The 15,156-nt window shown below is 69.7% G+C and carries 14 protein-coding genes; 3 read left to right on the forward strand and 11 right to left on the reverse strand.

Annotation, left to right across the window (positions count from 1 at the left end; all coding sequences use genetic code 11):
• Position 1: 1 nt before the first annotated feature.
• The 5 genes from MYSTI_RS27090 to MYSTI_RS45390 form a co-directional block, all read right to left on the reverse strand.
• Positions 2–1,507: an ELWxxDGT repeat protein gene (locus MYSTI_RS27090; RefSeq protein WP_015350998.1), complete on the reverse strand. Its 1,506-nt coding sequence runs from the start codon at positions 1,505–1,507 to the stop codon at positions 2–4.
• A gap of 279 nt (positions 1,508–1,786) precedes the next feature.
• On the reverse strand, positions 1,787–2,395 hold the full coding sequence (gene ruvA, locus MYSTI_RS27095) for a Holliday junction branch migration protein RuvA (RefSeq protein ID WP_015350999.1): 609 nt from the start codon (positions 2,393–2,395) through the stop codon (positions 1,787–1,789).
• A complete protein-coding gene (ruvC, locus tag MYSTI_RS27100; protein WP_015351000.1) occupies positions 2,392–2,967 on the reverse strand; it encodes a crossover junction endodeoxyribonuclease RuvC in 576 nt (191 codons plus the stop codon). The genes ruvA and ruvC overlap by 4 nt, the downstream gene beginning before the upstream one ends.
• 23 nt (positions 2,968–2,990) lie before the next feature.
• Positions 2,991–3,740 carry a YebC/PmpR family DNA-binding transcriptional regulator gene (locus MYSTI_RS27105; protein ID WP_044281436.1) on the reverse strand — a complete coding sequence of 250 codons (750 nt, stop codon included), beginning with the start codon at positions 3,738–3,740 and terminating at the stop codon, positions 2,991–2,993.
• Between the two features lie 59 nt (positions 3,741–3,799).
• A complete protein-coding gene (locus MYSTI_RS45390; RefSeq protein ID WP_015351002.1) occupies positions 3,800–4,822 on the reverse strand; it encodes a response regulator in 1,023 nt (340 codons plus the stop codon).
• A 207-nt stretch (positions 4,823–5,029) separates the two neighbouring features.
• Between MYSTI_RS45390 and MYSTI_RS27115 the strand changes: the two genes are divergently transcribed.
• A complete protein-coding gene (locus MYSTI_RS27115) occupies positions 5,030–5,746 on the forward strand; it encodes a hypothetical protein (protein ID WP_015351003.1) in 717 nt (238 codons plus the stop codon).
• A 2-nt stretch (positions 5,747–5,748) separates the two neighbouring features.
• Here MYSTI_RS27115 and MYSTI_RS27120 read toward each other — a convergent pair whose 3' ends face one another.
• The 4 genes from MYSTI_RS27120 to MYSTI_RS27135 form a co-directional block, all read right to left on the reverse strand.
• Entirely contained in the window at positions 5,749–7,122 is a 1,374-nt protein-coding gene (locus MYSTI_RS27120) for a sigma-54-dependent transcriptional regulator (RefSeq protein WP_015351004.1), read from the reverse strand.
• Between the two features lie 9 nt (positions 7,123–7,131).
• Positions 7,132–7,374, reverse strand: coding sequence for a hypothetical protein (locus tag MYSTI_RS27125; protein WP_015351005.1), 243 nt, complete (start codon positions 7,372–7,374; stop codon positions 7,132–7,134).
• 167 nt (positions 7,375–7,541) lie between these two features.
• Positions 7,542–8,558: an RNA 3'-terminal phosphate cyclase gene (gene rtcA / locus MYSTI_RS27130; RefSeq protein ID WP_015351006.1), complete on the reverse strand. Its 1,017-nt coding sequence runs from the start codon at positions 8,556–8,558 to the stop codon at positions 7,542–7,544.
• Between the two features lie 185 nt (positions 8,559–8,743).
• A complete protein-coding gene (locus tag MYSTI_RS27135) occupies positions 8,744–9,979 on the reverse strand; it encodes an RtcB family protein (protein WP_015351007.1) in 1,236 nt (411 codons plus the stop codon).
• Between the two features lie 145 nt (positions 9,980–10,124).
• On the opposite strand from MYSTI_RS27135, the gene rtcR reads away from it, so the two are divergent.
• Complete coding sequence (rtcR, locus tag MYSTI_RS27140) at positions 10,125–11,771, forward strand: RNA repair transcriptional activator RtcR (protein ID WP_015351008.1); 1,647 nt, start codon at positions 10,125–10,127, stop codon at positions 11,769–11,771.
• Positions 11,772–11,898: 127 nt separating this feature from the next.
• Positions 11,899–12,804 carry a hypothetical protein gene (locus MYSTI_RS27145; RefSeq protein ID WP_015351009.1) on the forward strand — a complete coding sequence of 302 codons (906 nt, stop codon included), beginning with the start codon at positions 11,899–11,901 and terminating at the stop codon, positions 12,802–12,804.
• Between the two features lie 8 nt (positions 12,805–12,812).
• Here the strand turns inward: MYSTI_RS27145 and MYSTI_RS27150 are convergent, their stop codons facing one another.
• Both MYSTI_RS27150 and MYSTI_RS27160 read right to left on the reverse strand, forming a co-directional pair.
• Positions 12,813–14,150, reverse strand: coding sequence for a M24 family metallopeptidase (locus MYSTI_RS27150; protein ID WP_015351010.1), 1,338 nt, complete (start codon positions 14,148–14,150; stop codon positions 12,813–12,815).
• 727 nt (positions 14,151–14,877) lie between these two features.
• Entirely contained in the window at positions 14,878–15,060 is a 183-nt protein-coding gene (locus MYSTI_RS27160; protein WP_015351012.1) for a hypothetical protein, read from the reverse strand.
• Between the last annotated feature and the right edge of the window lie 96 nt (positions 15,061–15,156).

Here is a 15,156-nt window from a genome sequence, read left to right on the forward strand (position 1 = left end):
GTCACTGACATCCCTGCGCATCCTCACCCGACTGCGCGCACGGCCACGCGGGGCGGAAGGGCACCGCCCACAGCGCCTCGTTCATGGGCACGTCCCCGGCGAGGAAGAACACCTCGTTCCCCGCGCGAACGAACGAGCGAGGGTCCGACGACGACGTCCCCGGCGCGATGTCCGTCAGCCGGCGCGTCCGCCACAGCCAGCCGTCGCTGGTCCAGGCCTCGCGGCCGTAGCGGGACGTCGTCGCGGAGAAGAACAGCCAGCCGTTCTCCGCCGCGAGCTGCTCCGGGTCACTCCCCGTCGAGCCCCACTCGATATCCCAGACCATCCACGTCCCCAGCGCGGAGCCGTCGCTGCGCCACAGCTCGCGCCCGCGCCAGCCATCCTCGGCCGCGAAGTAGAGCACGCCATCCATCACGACGAGGCTGGTCGGCAGCGAGCCCTTGGGCCCCGGCCAGATGTCGCGGACCAGGCGCGTGCCCGACGCCGAGCCATCACTGCGCCACAGCTCCCCCCCGTGGCGCGTGTCGCCCTTCTCCCCGAAGTACCCGTCCGAGCCCGCCACGAAGAACAACATGCTGTTCATCGACGTGAGGTACGACGGAATCTCTCCCGTGAAGTCGCGCACCTTCTCCGCGGAGCCTGGACGGTCCGCCGTCACCCACAGCTCCGCGACATCCGTCCCGATGTCGCGCAGGAAGAACAGGCGGCAGCCCACCGCCGTCAGCGAGAAGAACACCCCCACCGGGGAGTGGAAGTGCGCACGCGCGAGCCCTCGCGGGTCCACGCTCCACAGCACCGCTGAGTCCGCCGAGTACGCCACCAGCGCGAGCCGGTCTCCCCACGCCACCAACCCCGTGAGCTGGCGCCAGCCCGCGCCGGGCTGGAACTCGTGCACCAGCTGGGTGCCCACGTCCGTGCCGTCCGTGCGCCACAGCTCCTGGCCGTGCTCGAAGTCCTCCGCGACGAAGTAGATCCAATTCCCCACGCGGGTGAGCGCACGCGGCGCGGAGCCTCGCTCGCCCTGCCACACGTCCTTCACCATCACCGTGCCCGCCGCGGTGCCATCCGTGCGCCACATCTCCGGCCCGTGCTGACCGTCATCCGCGACGAAGAGCACCCACTTGCCCAGCGGCGTCAGGAAGCGCGGCACCGAGCCCATGGGCCCGGGGCGGATGTCCTTCACCACGTCCGCGCACTCGGTCCCTCCGGCGCTGCTGCTCCACAGCTCGCGCCCCTGCTCCACCCCTTCCGCGCTGTAGAACAGCCGACCCTCGCCCCGCGCCAGCCACTCCGGCTTCGAGCCCGGAGGCCCCACGCGGTCCGGTCCACACTCGCGGCGCGCCGTCGGAACCTCGACAGCCAGCGGCCCTTCGGGCGCGTCCTCCAGCGCCGCCTCCCCCCCCACGACACTCGAGTCGCGCTCCTCCAGCGGAGCACCGCACCCCACCGCGGTGAGCCCCCCCAACACAACGGACACAAACATCGGGATGCCACGCCATGCCTTCATGTGAGCAACTCCTTGTCCTGGGTGGAGCACTGCCGCCACCGCTGTGGCTGGAAAGTGTCACCGCTGGCGGAATTGACTACCCACTGTGGGAAGAGGGGTGCCCAGGGTGTCCGCCATCCTGCGACGCGCGCCGACCCTTGCCACCAAGCGGACACCGGGCACGTCGGACCCCGGACCGTTTCGCTTTCTCAAAGGAGAGATGCTTGTGCGGGCTAGTCCTGGAGGTCCTGAATTTGATCTCCCCAGGTCAGAAACAACCCCCGGGCCGTCGAGAAGCCGTCAGCCGCCGGCCCTCAAGGACTTGAGGGCCTCGCGGAAGAGGGCCTGGAAGGAGGCGTCGGCGCCCAGCCGGCTGGTGGCGAGCTCCGCGGCCTTCTCCGCTTGGGGGGGCTTGTAGCCCAGGTTGAGCAAAGCGGAGACGAGGTCGGAGTGTGTCCCCCCCTCGGGTGCTGGCGCGGTACCTCGGGACACCGCCTCCAGGTGGACGGTCTTCATCTTGTCCTTGAGCTCCAGCACCAGCCGCTCGGCGGTCTTCTTTCCGACGCCGTGGATCTTGGCCAGCCGCGCCACCTCTCCACGAGACAGCGCCGCCACCAGCTCCGGCACCTCCATGCCGGACAGCACGCCCAGCGCCATGCGGGGCCCCACGCGCGAGACACCGTTGAGCAGGAGAAAGACGTCCTCCTCCGCCTTGGACAGGAAGCCGAAGAGGTCGAAGGCGTCCTCGCGAACGACGGTGCGCACGCGCACGTCGACGGGCTGCCCTTCCGGGGGCAGCTTGCCGAGCGACAGCGACGAGAAGTTCACCTGGTAGCCCACACCCTGCACGTCAATGACAGCGCCTTCGGCATCCTTCTCCAGAACCACGCCACGCAGCCGAGCAATCATCCCGCCTCCGGGCGCCGGTAGGACGGCGCCAATCTGTCCGCGAGGAGCGCCGCGGCGCCCTTGCGCTTCTTGCCAGCCGAGCCCGCCATCGGAATGGCGGCGCGGCCGTGATTGAGGTGACACAGCGCCACGGCCAGCGCGTCGCTCGCGTCCGCGCGGCCCAATTCCGAGGCCTCCAGCCCCAGGAAGGTCCGCACCATCCGCGCCACCGCGTCCTTGCCGCCCGCGCCGCCCGCGCCCACCGACTTCTTCACCTTGGCGGGCGGATACTCGAAGACAGGCAGCGCCCCTTGCGCCGCCGCCAGCAGCGCCACGCCGCGCGCATGGCCCAGCACCAGCGCGCTGCGTGCGTTGCGGAAGGTGAACACGCCCTCCACGGCCACGGCCTCCGGGTGGAACCGCGCAATCTGGGCGGACAGCGCCGCGTGCAGCTCTTTCAGGCGAAAGGCCAGGGGCGCTGTCTCATCGACCTTGATGACGCCGTGGCCCACGTGCACCAGCCGGCCTCGCTTCTCCTCCACCACGCCGTAGCCCATGAAGCGACTGCCGGGGTCCACCCCGAGAACGCGCACCGTTTGCTCCGTTCCACCCGCCGTTATTGCGACAGGGACTCCATCAAGGACTCGTCCATCTCGAAGTTCGCGTGCACGTTCTGCACGTCGTCGTTGTCCTCGAGCGCGTCCATCAGCTTGAGCATCTTCTTCGCATTATCACCGTCGAGCTGGACGGTATTCTGCGGCAGATACATCCATTTCTGCTCACCCAGCGACAGGCCCGCCGACTCCAGGCTCACGGCCACCGTGTGCAGGTCCGCGGGCGCGGTGCGCACCTCGAAGCCGTCCGAGCCCTGGGGCAAGACATCCTCGGCTCCCGCCTCCAGCGCCTTCTCCAGCACCGCGTCCTCCGCGGGGCCTGGTTTCACGGTGACGACACCCTTCTTGTGAAACATCCAGGCCACCGCGCCCTCGGCGCCCAGGTTGCCGCCGTGACGGCCAAACACGGAGCGCACGTCGGCGGAGGTGCGGTTGCGATTGTCGGTGAGACATTCCACGAGCACCGCCACGCCGCCGGGGCCGTAGCCCTCGTACATGACCTCCTCGTAGCTCTCCCCCTCCAGCTCACCGGTGCCCTTCTTGATGGCGCGCTCGATGGTGTCCTTGGGGATGTTGGCCTCGCGAGCCAACCCCAACGCCACGCGCAGCCGCGCGTTGCCACTCGGGTCTCCCCCGCCCAGCCTCGAGGAGACGGTGATCTCCTTGATGACCTTCGAGTAGAGCTTGCCCTTGGTCGCGCCCATCGCGGCCTTCTGGCGCTTGATCTTCGACCATCGATTGTGACCAGACATGAAGGTATCGCCCCTGGGCGGCCTTCTCTCCCAGCCCGGGGCGTGGAGTCAAACCCTCTTCAGTCCGCGTCCTGTCGCGCCGCCGTCGTCACGAGCTCGGGCTCGGACTCCACCGAGGGCATGGGCTCGAAGAACCCTGTCGGGCCCGACGAGCCACTCGCCTTCTCGCGCTCCTCGATGAGACAAGCGGGCACGAGCACTCCCAGCGCGAACAGCCGCGTCGCCGCCTCGTAGGCCACGACCTCCGGGTAGCGGCACTCGAGCAGCGCCGCGCGCATCGTGCGTCGCCCATCGAACAGTCGCACGACCTCGCCCACGTCCTCGGGCAGCGAGGGCAGCTCCGCCGCCAGCCGCGTGAAGTCCACCGTCAGCCGGGACGCCAGCGGCAAGCCTCGCGCCCTCAGCGCATCGAAGCGCTCCAGCGCCGGCAACACCGTCTCGCACAGATAGGCCCGGTCCATCGTGAACGAGCCCTTGTGCAGCTCCGGCCCCAGCGCCACCTCGTACGCGCCACTGGCGAAGCCCAGCATGCGGCGGAAGGCCAGGCTCCCGCGCTCGCCGTGGAACAGGGCATCCACCACCAGGCCATGGCGGAACGCGAACCAGCCCTCCCCTTCCGCCAGCACCAACCGTCCCGAGCGGACTCCCGACAACAGCGCCCGCGTCACCTGCGACAAGGACAGCCGCGCGGTGTGTGACGCGAACGTGGCCGTCCCCGTCGCGCGCCCCGACTTGAGCCGCGCCAGCGACACCACGTCCTCCACCGCCACCGGCCACGCCAGATAGTCGTCCGCGCCCACGCCCCCCGCGAGGTCGCGATGAAACTCCTCCACGCGCCTGGCGAGCAGCAACACCGGCAAGTGCGCGGTGCGCACGTCCGCGCGAATCTGTCCGCAGAGGCCGAAGCCATCCCCGTCGGGGAGCTCCACCTCCGAGATGACCAACCTGGGCAACGGCCCTTCCGCCGCCAGCGACTCCAGCGCGGCCTGCGCGCCGCTCACCAGCAGCGCCTCGAAGCCCGCCTCCACCAGCGCCGCCGCCAGCGCGGACTGCGCGCCCGCATCCGAGTCCACCAGCAGCACCCGCGCCCGACTCCGCCCGCTTCGACGACGCCCCCCGACCTCCGAAGGCACCGAGGCCACCGGGACAGGACGCGGGGGGTGTTGGGTAGACACGGCAGTCATGGATACGAAATTATTCCAGCGAACCCAGACAAGATCGCAACCTCGACACAAGCCCTCGGAATCGTTGAGTTTCCGTCACCAGCATGGCGCGGTAGGGTGTGCGGCATGACTCACTTCGTCTCTCGGGCCCTCCTGGCGTCCTCGCTGCTCCTGGCCTCCACCTCGGCGGCCCAGCCAGCCACTCCCGCTCAACCCGGAGCGGCGGGACAGGTCGACGTGGCGCAGACGCCGCTCTCCTCGGACGACGAGGACCGGATGGGCGCGGTGATTGCGCCCGCGACGCTGCCCGGCCGGACGACGGCGCTGTATGGCTATGCGGGAGCGCCCGAGCTGGGCGTGGGCTTCCGCCAGGGCCTCTCCCTGGTCGAGCTGGAGGCGCGCGCGCGCTTCAACTGGTTTCAAATCTCCGCGGCGCTGGAGTTGGTGGGGCGGCTGAAGGTGTACGAGCAGGGCTCCGTGTCGTTGGCGCCGTCGCTGGGCCTGGGCGTGGTGTTCAACTCCGGCTCCACGTACATGGACGACCAGAACTTCTCGGGCGTGCTGCTGCGCATGTCACCGGGCCTGGTCGTGAACTGGCGGGTGGCGGAGACGGTGTCGATTCTCGGCCTGGTGGATGTGCCGGTGGACATCGGCCTCTCCAAGTCGGAGTCGCGGCGGGTGCAGGCGCTCGGCGGTGGCGGCGTCGAGGTGTACCTGGGCAACGGCATGTCCGTGCTGCTCGCGGGACAGCTCGGGCTGGAGGCCTTCCGGGAGCGCGCGGGCCTCTCCGACACGCGGCTGGGCTGGGCGCTGAAGGCGGGCCTGGGCGCGCGGCTCTTCTAGCGTCACGTCAGGCCGTAGCGGTCCAGCTTCTTGAGGAGTCCCTGTCGTGACAGGCCCAGGGCCTCCGCCGAGTGCGTGCGGTTGCCACCGTGGCGCTTCAGGGCCTCCTCGATTTCACGGCGCTCCAGCGCCTCCACCTTCGCGGCCAGCGTGGTGGCGCCCGTGGGAGCTGCTCGCGGGCGCTCGCTTCCGGTGAAGGACAGGTCCTCGGGCTGAAGCTCGCGACGCTCTCCCGCGAGCACCGTCGCGCGCTGCATCTCGTGCCGGAGCTCACGCAGGTTGCCCGGCCAGGCATGCGCCGCGAGCGCCTCCGCGGCGGCCTCCGACAACAACCGGGCCCGACCATCCGGACACAGGTGCGCGCACTGGTTGAGGAAGTGCGTGGCCAGCAGCGGCAGGTCCAGGGCGCGCTCACGCAGCGCGGGCAGCCGGACCTCCACGCCCTTCACACGCCAGTAGAGGTCCTCGCGAAACGCCCCCTCCTGGAGCATGCGGCCCAGGTCCCGATGCGTCGCGGAGATGAGGCGCACGTCGACGTGCACCGGGCGGTCCGCGCCCACGGGCAGGATGTCTCCGGTCTCCAACGCACGCAGCACCTTCACCTGGAGGGCCGGCGTCATGTCGCCCAGCTCGTCCAGGAACAGCGTGCCGCCATCGGCCTCGGCGAAGAGGCCTCGATGGTCCCGCGTCGCCCCGGTGAAGCTGCCCTTCACATGGCCGAAGAGCGCGCTCTCCAGCAGCGTCTCGGGGAGCGCGCCGCAGTTGACCGGGATGAAGGGGCCCGACTGGCGGCGGCTCTTGAGGTGCACCGTTCGCGCGAGCAGCTCCTTGCCCGTGCCGTTCTCTCCGGTGACGAGCACCGGCAAGTCACTGGTCGCCACCCGCTCGGCCAGGGAGACAGCGGCGAGGAACGAGGGGCTCTGCCCCACCATGGCCGCGTCCCTGGACGCCTGCTCCAGGGAGGTGCGCAGCGCCTCGACCTGCCGCTCCAGGGCCACGCGGGCCAGCGCGCGTTGCACGACGACCAGGAGCACATCCGGGTCCACCGGCTTGGTGAGGAAGTCGTACGCACCCAGGCGAATCGCCTCCAGCGAGTGGCGCGTGTCCCCCACGCCGGAGATGACGATGACCTTGGTGCCCGGCCTCGCATCGAGCAGCGCGGCCAGGCCCTCCAGCCCCGCGGACACGCTGCCGTCCGGAGGCAGCATCAGGTCCAGGAGGACCAGCGGGAACGCCCGTGCCTCGAACGCCGCGCGGGCGGAGGGACGGTCCCCCGCCTCCACCACGTCATGCCCCGCGTCGCGCAGCAGCTTGCCGTAGACCTTGCGGAAGGCGGCATCGTCGTCGACGAGCAGCAGCGGCTGGGAAGAGGCCATGGGGCGCACTCAGTCGGGCAAGGGGGCCTGTCGAGGCGTGCCCACGAGCTCCAGGGTGCGCAGCGCCACCTGGATGAGCGTCTGGGCACACGGCTCACAGCCGCCGCCACAGCACCGGGGCCAGCGGCCCTCCGGGTTGCGCAGCAGGGGCCGCACGCAGGACTGGTAGTAGCTGGGCAGACCCAGCTCCTCACTGGCGCGGGCCAGCGCGGAGTCGAGGGGAGACGCTGTGGGCTCGGTGACGTCGGACACAACGGCTTCATAGCAATGGAATCGCGCGCGCGCAGCGGCCGTCCCGTGCCCCCCAGGCGCCGCCCCGCTGCGAGCCTCCCGCGAGGAGTCCTGCTCGACTGCCCCGCCGGCCCCTCCTCCACCCGGCGTCACGGAGCTTCCGCCCCGGCCCCCTCACCCAGGAGGGTTCAGCCGCGAACCACCACCTCGCGGACCTCTCGGGACACCTCTCGCACGTCCACCTTCACCTCGAGGAAGTGCGACATCGTCTCGATTTGCGTCACCGCATGGCCGTCCAGCGGCACGGTGCGGAACGTCCCACCCTTCGCCAGCGCGAACAGGAGCAGGAGCTGGTCGCACAGGTGCTCGCCCACCGGCACCTCCGCGTCCAGGTAGCGCTTCACCTCCGACGCCACCTCCTCGGCCACGACCTCCGCGCGCTTGCCGCGCTCACCGAAGCCCGTGAAGACCTCGGTGACGTGCTCGCTCTCCACCTCCGCCACCAGCACGTTGCCGGGACACGCGGTGCGCTTGAGTTCCTCCACACGCAGCTCGTCCGGACGCCACTTGAGCAGCGCCCCCGCGGTCTCCATCTCCCGCTTCGCCACGTCGAAGGGAATCATCGCCACCACGGCCTTCACCTCGCGGCGCAGCACCCGCCCGCGCTCCAACAGCGAGAGGGGCTTCAGCGCGCGCGGCTGGAGGTCCACGCGGAACTTCCCGCCGCCCGCGGGGAAGAAGCCCGGACGCTCCAGCGTCGCGGAGACCTCCGGCCCCATCTTGTTCAAGAGCGGCAGGTACGCCCGGGTGAGGAAGTCGAACGGGGGCGCCGCGGGGTTGTGCGTCCCTCCCTCCAACACCAGCGTGGAGGGCTCCGCCGCGTGCAGCAGCGCGGGCAGCACCGTCTGGAACACCAGCGTCGCGCTGCCCGCCGTGCCCACCGCGAAGTGGTAGTTGCCCGCGGCAATCGTGCGGGGACGGAAGGTCAGCTCGCGAGAGCCCAGCTCCGCGCCGGACACCTCGGCCGCACCCACCGACTCCGCCGCCTTCACGGCCGTCAGGTGCTGGCGCAGGAGGCCCGGCTTCGCCCGCCCCGCGCGGATGTTCGTCATCGTGAACGGCGTCCCCGTCACCAGCGACAACGCCAGCGACGTGCGCAACACCTGCCCGCCGCCCTCTCCCTTGGAACCATCGATGCGCAACATGTGTGTCGTCTCCTGAGCCCCACGCCTCACGTCACCCGCCGGGCATTCTGACACCCTTCACGAAATAGCGGCGCCCGCTTCCCCATCCTGGCGGCCTTTCGGCCTCTTGGGGGAAACGGGCGCCTCGGTGTCGTCATCCCGGCATGGTCACCTCGCGTGTCTGGGGTTGTCTCCAACAGCCTCGACTACCCCTTCACGCAGACGACCTGCTTCAGCGTGTGGACCACTTCGACCAGGTCCGCCTGCGCCGCCATCACCGCATCGATGGGCTTGTACGCAGCCGGCGTCTCGTCAATCACATCCACGTCCTTGCGGCACTCGATGCCCGCCGTCGCCTTCTCGTGGTCCTCGAGCGTGAAGCGCCGCTTCGCCGCCTCACGCGACATCACCCGGCCCGCGCCGTGGCTGCAGGAATGGAAGCTGTCCGCGTTCCCCTTCCCACGGACGATGTACGAACGCGCCCCCATGCTGCCGGGGATGATGCCGAGGTCACCCTCACGCGCTCGCACCGCGCCCTTGCGCGTCACGAAGCAGTTCTTCCCGAAGTGGTTCTCACGCGCCACGTAGTTGTGGTGGCAGTTCACCGCCGAGTCGGACAGCTCGAACGGAGGCAGCTCGCCGCTGAGCTGAAGCGCCTCGACCGCGCCCTTCAGCATCATCTCGCGGTTGGTCGCCGCGAAGTCCTGCGCCCAGCTCACCGCGAAGACGTAGTCCTCGAAGTGCTCCGTCCCCTCCGGCAGGTACGCCAGGTCCGCGTCGGGGAGGTTGATGTACCAGCGGCGCATGTCCTCCTTCGCCAGCTCGATGAAGTAGCTCCCGATGCGGTTACCCACGCCACGCGAACCGGAGTGCAACATCAGCCACACGCCATCCGACTCGTCCAGGCACAGCTCGATGAAGTGGTTACCCGTGCCGAGCGTACCCAGGTGCGCCAGCTCCGGCCCACGGCCGATGCGCGGGTGCTTCGCCACGATGCGGTCATACCCCTCGACCAATCGCGCCCACGCCTGCTGATGCGAAGCCGGCGCCACACGCCACGCGCCGACGTCGTTGCGGCCGCCGTTATCCGAGCGGCCATGCGGCACCGCTCGCTCGATGGCCGAGCGCACCCCACGCAGCGAGTCCGGCAGCTGGTCGGCACGCAGCGTCGTGCGGACCGCAATCATGCCGCAGCCGATATCCACACCCACCGCGGCCGGCACCACCGCGCCCACCGTCGGCACCACGCTGCCCACCGTCGCGCCGTAGCCGCGGTGCACGTCCGGCATCACCGCCACCCACTTGTGGATGAAGGGCAGGCCACGCACGTTCCGGAGCTGCTTCTTGGCCTCGTCCTCGAAGGGCACCCCCACCGTCCACGCCTTGATGGGGCGACCCGCCTCGTCCGACAGCACCTCGTAGTTCACCGGATTCTGATTCATGGCCTGCACCTTTCGGTCGTTCGCCCTGGGCTCGATGTCCCGGGCACGGACACCCCTAGAGCAGCCCGCGTGCCAACCCCTTCTCCGAGGGGAGCCGCCACGAATCACCCCCAAACCGTATCTGCTGAGATAAAGTCCTATCGGAATGGCGAAAACCAAGGCGAGGCAGACGGTGGTCCTGGGCATGCTCGGGACGACGCTCGACACGGGCCAGGGGCCGCAGCGGTGGTCCAAGTGGCGGCCCACGGTGGCGCTGTGCCAGCAGGAGGACCTGGTGGTGCACCGGCTGGAGCTCCTGCACCCACCCGGAGCGACGGCCATCGCCGGGACGCTGGTCGCGGACATCCGGCAGGTGTCCCCGGAGACCACGGTGCGCACCGTGCCCATGGCCATCCGCAACCCGTGGGACCTGGAGGAGACGTATGGCGCGCTGCTCGACTACGTGCGCGCGTACCCCTTCAACCCGGAGGAGGAGGACTATCTCGTCCACATCACGACGGGCACGCACATCGCCCAGATCTGCATGTTCCTCCTGGTGGAGAGCCGGCTCATCCCCGGGCGGCTGGTGCAGCTGTCTCCCGAGAAGCGGGACAGCTCGAGAGCGGGCACGCACACGCTCATCGACCTGGACCTGTCGCGCTACGACACGCTGGCCAAGCGCTTCCAACAGGAGCAGCGCGAGGGCCTGTCCTTCCTCAAGTCCGGCATCGACACCCGCAACGCCGCCTTCAACCGACTCATCGAGCGCATCGAACAGGTGGCGACGAACTCACGCGCGCCGCTGCTCATCACCGGCCCCACCGGCGCGGGCAAGTCGCAGCTCGCGCGGCGCATCTACACCCTGAAGAAGACCCGGGCCACCGTGAGCGGGCCCTTCGTGGACCTCAACTGCGCCACGCTGCGCGGTGACGGCGCCATGTCCGCGCTCTTCGGGCACGTGAAGGGCTCCTTCACCGGCGCGCTCCAGGACCGCCCCGGCCTGCTGCGACAGGCCCACGGCGGCGTGCTGTTCCTGGACGAGATTGGCGAACTGGGCGCGGACGAGCAGGCCATGCTGCTGCGGGCCCTGGAGGACAAGCGCTTCCTTCCGGTGGGCTCGGACCGCGAGGTGGAGAGCGACTTCCAGCTCATCGCCGGCACCAACCGCGACCTGCGAGACGACGTCGAACAAGGCCGCTTCCGAGAAGACCTGCTCGCGCGCATCAACCTGTGGACCTTCCAGTTGCCCGGGCTGCGCGAGCGTCCGGAGGACATCGCCCCCAACCTCCTCTACGAGCTGGACCGGGCCTCGGAGACCATGGGCACACGCATCACCCTGAACAAGGAGGCCCAGGAGCGCTTCCTGCGCTTCGCCACCTCCCCCGATGCGCGGTGGACGGGGAACTTCCGGGACCTCAACGCCGCGGTGCTGCGCATGGCCACCCTCGCGCCCGGTGGACGCATCACCCGCGACGTGGTGGATGAAGAGCTGGAGCGGCTGCGCGCGCAGTGGCGCACCGGGGGCACGCGCCCGGGCCCGCTGCGCGCCACGGGCACCGGAGACAAGGTCGCCGAGGTGATGGGCGAGGAGCTGGCGCAAGAGCTGGACCGGTTCGACCGCGTGCAGCTCGCGGACGTGCTGGGCGTCTGCCAGGGCGTGCGCTCGCTGTCGGAGGCGGGGCGCGTGCTCTTCACCCAATCCCGCGCACGCAAGGCGAGCGTCAACGACGCGGACCGCCTCAAGAAATACCTCGCGCGCTTCGGGCTCACCTGGGTCGACGTGTCCGGGCGTGGGACGACGACGCCCGAGTGAAGGCGCGCTCGGGGCGGAGCGAAGAAAAAGCACGCCTCGGGCAAATGACGGTGACCCTTCCCGTCTTCATGGGTGTTGCAGCAGCACGAGGCCGTGAGCCGGACGAGTCCTCGACGGATGCACCGCCATGCCGACGTCTCATTCCTCCCGCACGCTCCACCGCCGGAGCGCGGGATGGCTCTTCGCCTTCTTCCTGGGACTGCTGGCCGCGCCGCGGGCCCAGGCGCAGGTGCGCGAGCCCGACAACTTCCTCGCCACCACGCTCACGTTCTCCTCGGCCCATCGCCTGCGCAACGTGTCCACCCGGCACGTCTCCCCCACGCTGTCCGCGGGCTTCCGCGTGTCGGAGAGCGGCCAGCTCCGCCTCGACTGGGGCATGCCCTACACGTCGTTCGAGCCTCGCCGGGACTCAGTGGGTCGCCAGAGTCACTCCGGCTCCTCCAACCTGCTCATCGGCCTGCACCACGTCAGCAGCTTCGCGGATGACGCCCTCTTCACGCGCATCGGCGTGGCCGTCGCCGTTCCGCTCGCCCGCAGGAACGACGCGGGCCCCGACGCTCCTCGCGCCGCCCAGGCCGAGGGCCTCAACTACGACACCGCCGCGGCCGTGCGCGGCCTCGCCGACCCGTGGCTGTGGGCGCTCGACACCACGTCCTTCGTGGTGCCCCTGACGCTGGGCCTGGACCTGCCGGGGCTCCAGCTTCGCGCGGACGTGGCGTTCGGAATGCTCGTGCCCACGTCGAGCGCCACCCAAGACACCCACTTCGTCGCGCAGGGCAGCCTGGAGGCCGCGCTCGGACTGGGCTTGCTGGAGCCCGGCGTGAAGCTGCAGGTGGTCTCCCCGCACCTCTCCAAGGCGACCTGGGATGGAGAGAACGCACGCGCCTCGGTGGAGCCCTTCCTCCGGGTCCACCTGGGCCCGCTGTTCGCGCGGGCCGGCGTGCGCATCGACCTGGGAGACCCGGAGGCGCCCCCGTCACCAAGCCCCTCGCGGATGTGGGCGCTGGGCGTGGGACTGGGGCTGGGCTTCTGAAGGCGCCGCTACCGGATGAGGTAGAAGGCCTCCTGCCGAGGCACGAAGAACTTCCAGCCCTCCGCGGTGAGATAGGCCGGGTCCTCCTCCATCACCGCGACCTTCTGCCCGCCCCACTCGGGCACAGGCGTCGTCGTGCTGAGCTCGATGGCGATGTACGAGCCCTCTCGCAGCGGCTTCGGTGCCTCCTTGCGGTTCGCGGACCGGAAGTCGATGGACGCGCCCAACGCGTGGCCCTGGTTCCCCAAGGGATGGCTGTACACATCCGCCTGGATGCCTCGCGCCCCCATCTCCGTCATGGTCTCGTGGAACACGTCCGCCGAGGAGCGGCCCGGCCGCGAGGCCTTCAACATCAACACGTCCTGGAGCGCGTGCGTGTTGGCCAGCGCGTTCTTCAAGCCCACGGGGGCGTCCGTCTCCCCTTCGCGCAACACGTAGGCCATCTTCTGCCAGTCCGTGTGCAGGCCCAGGTGGCTGATGCCGAAGTCCACGTGGATCAAATCTCCCCGCTCGATGACCACGCTCTCCTTCGCCACGGCCAGGAATCCGCGTGACGTCGTCCCCAGTCCGCCCTGGCGCTGCACGCGCAGGTCCGGCTGGAACCACGTGCCCACGCCCAGCGAGCCCACCTTGTCGTAGAGCCAGCGGCGCACGTCGCCCACCGTCGTCCGCCCCGGCACCACCACCGCGGAGGAGAGGGCCTCCTTCACGATGGCGTCCGTGAGCGCCACCATGCCCCGGTAGTGCTCCCACTCCTCGGGGATGCGCGTGTCCAGGTACTCCTCGATGAGCGGCTCCGCGCTGACGAACCGCGCCTCCGCGCCCGCTCCCAGCGCCTCCTTCAAGAAGAGGTAGCCATCCCGCGTCAGGCTGCGCGTCACGCCCCGCTTGCCGCCCGTCGACAGGGCGATGCGCTGGGGCTGGTGCCGCGCATCCAGCTCCGCGAGGAACTCCGCCGGGGACCTGCCCTCGGTGGGAATCTCGAAGAAGCGCTGGAGCGCCTCCTCCCCGTAGCCCGTCAACGCCACGCGCCGGAGGCCGTCCGCCCCGGCATCCACGAAGACGAAGATGTCGCGATTGCCCGCGTACGGGAGCGGCGGCGCCACGAACTGCGTGAGCGGATCATCATGGAACTCCTCGTTGACGATGATCCACATGCCCACGCCATGGCGGCGCATCATCTCCAGCAGCATGCCGTGGCGCTTCTCCAGCCAGGTCTGCCGGAGCGCGAGCTGCTGGGACAAGGGCAACAACCGGTGCGGCTCCGCGCCCGCCCCTTCCTTCCGGGAAGACGAACACGCCGAGAGCAGCACGAGCGGGACCACCGCCCACTTCAACAGGGTCATGGGGACTCCGAATCAGCCAGGAGCCACACCCTATCGCCTGATGGACCCGAGACCGAAGTCCCCCACCTCCGGAGCCCTTGGAGACTCCGGAGGCGGAGGACCTGGGGCGCGATCTACCGCCCACGCCCGCTGTCGCTCCACCCCAACCCTCGCGGATGACGCCCCCCCACGACCCTCAGGCCATTCGCGTCACATCCCCCCGCCTGTCACGACGCCAACCGCAGAGGTGGCGGTCGTCCCCCGACGCCGCCAGCCAGTGTGAAGCGCGCCCAAACCCTCGCGCCTCGAACCTCAGTAACTCGCAACCTGGAAATCCAGGTCGTCCTCCAGGAGCAGCGCCACCTCCCGCTCCTCCTGGTCCTGCTCATCCCCCTCTGAAGCGGTCCACCGCGTGCAGCCCCACCCGCCCGACTCCCGCTCCTCATCCCCCCCCGACAACGCCCCCCAGGCTCCCCCTGCCCCACGCCCCTCCTCCGGTGCCCACATCCCGTGCGTCCCCCCCTGGTCCCACGCATCACCTCGGAACATCACTCCCCCCTCGTCGCGATGCAGTCGAAGCAGCGTTACTCCCCCGTCGCCCGCCCCTTCCTCCTGAAATACGCGCCGAGCCCTTTTTCTTGAGCGACTCGGTTGAAAATAAAAAGGGCGCCTCTCCTCACGAGAAACGCCCGAAAAACAAGCAAATCTTCAGCAAACTACGGAAACCCTGAAACACCTGTTTCGTGTTTCAGCGGTCGTCGTTCGCGGGTGTCTCGCCCGGCGAGGGCGTGACGGGGATGGCGAGCTGCGCGGAGAAGCTGTCCGCCTCCTCTTCGACTGGGGCACGAAGGCCCCGGTCCCGCTCCGGTGGTGGATCTGGAATCTCGTTGGAGATTCGTTCCGCGCCAGGATTCTTCGGGCTCGGCTTCATATGGGAGTCCCCCCTGTTCGATGTTTCAAGAGTGACGCGCCGTCGAGGCGACGGGGCGTCAGCTCCAGAACGTCACGGGTCGGAATCCTTGATGAC

The sequence above is a fragment of the Myxococcus stipitatus DSM 14675 genome, assembly GCF_000331735.1.
Taxonomy (GTDB): domain Bacteria; phylum Myxococcota; class Myxococcia; order Myxococcales; family Myxococcaceae; genus Myxococcus; species Myxococcus stipitatus.

What these genes read in the sequence shown, in the direction of transcription:
- MYSTI_RS27090 (WP_015350998.1), bottom strand. Translation starts at nt 1,507, where the DNA reads ATGAAGGCATGGCGTGGCATCCCGATGTTTGTGTCCGTTGTGTTGGGG.
- ruvA (WP_015350999.1), bottom strand. Translation starts at nt 2,395, where the DNA reads ATGATTGCTCGGCTGCGTGGCGTGGTTCTGGAGAAGGATGCCGAAGGC.
- MYSTI_RS27105 (WP_044281436.1), bottom strand. Translation starts at nt 3,740, where the DNA reads ATGTCTGGTCACAATCGATGGTCGAAGATCAAGCGCCAGAAGGCCGCG.
- MYSTI_RS27115 (WP_015351003.1), top strand. Translation starts at nt 5,030, where the DNA reads ATGACTCACTTCGTCTCTCGGGCCCTCCTGGCGTCCTCGCTGCTCCTG.
- MYSTI_RS27120 (WP_015351004.1), bottom strand. Translation starts at nt 7,122, where the DNA reads ATGGCCTCTTCCCAGCCGCTGCTGCTCGTCGACGACGATGCCGCCTTC.
- rtcA (WP_015351006.1), bottom strand. Translation starts at nt 8,558, where the DNA reads ATGTTGCGCATCGATGGTTCCAAGGGAGAGGGCGGCGGGCAGGTGTTG.
- MYSTI_RS27135 (WP_015351007.1), bottom strand. Translation starts at nt 9,979, where the DNA reads ATGAATCAGAATCCGGTGAACTACGAGGTGCTGTCGGACGAGGCGGGT.
- rtcR (WP_015351008.1), top strand. Translation starts at nt 10,125, where the DNA reads ATGGCGAAAACCAAGGCGAGGCAGACGGTGGTCCTGGGCATGCTCGGG.
- MYSTI_RS27145 (WP_015351009.1), top strand. Translation starts at nt 11,899, where the DNA reads ATGCCGACGTCTCATTCCTCCCGCACGCTCCACCGCCGGAGCGCGGGA.
- MYSTI_RS27150 (WP_015351010.1), bottom strand. Translation starts at nt 14,150, where the DNA reads ATGACCCTGTTGAAGTGGGCGGTGGTCCCGCTCGTGCTGCTCTCGGCG.
- MYSTI_RS27160 (WP_015351012.1), bottom strand. Translation starts at nt 15,060, where the DNA reads ATGAAGCCGAGCCCGAAGAATCCTGGCGCGGAACGAATCTCCAACGAG.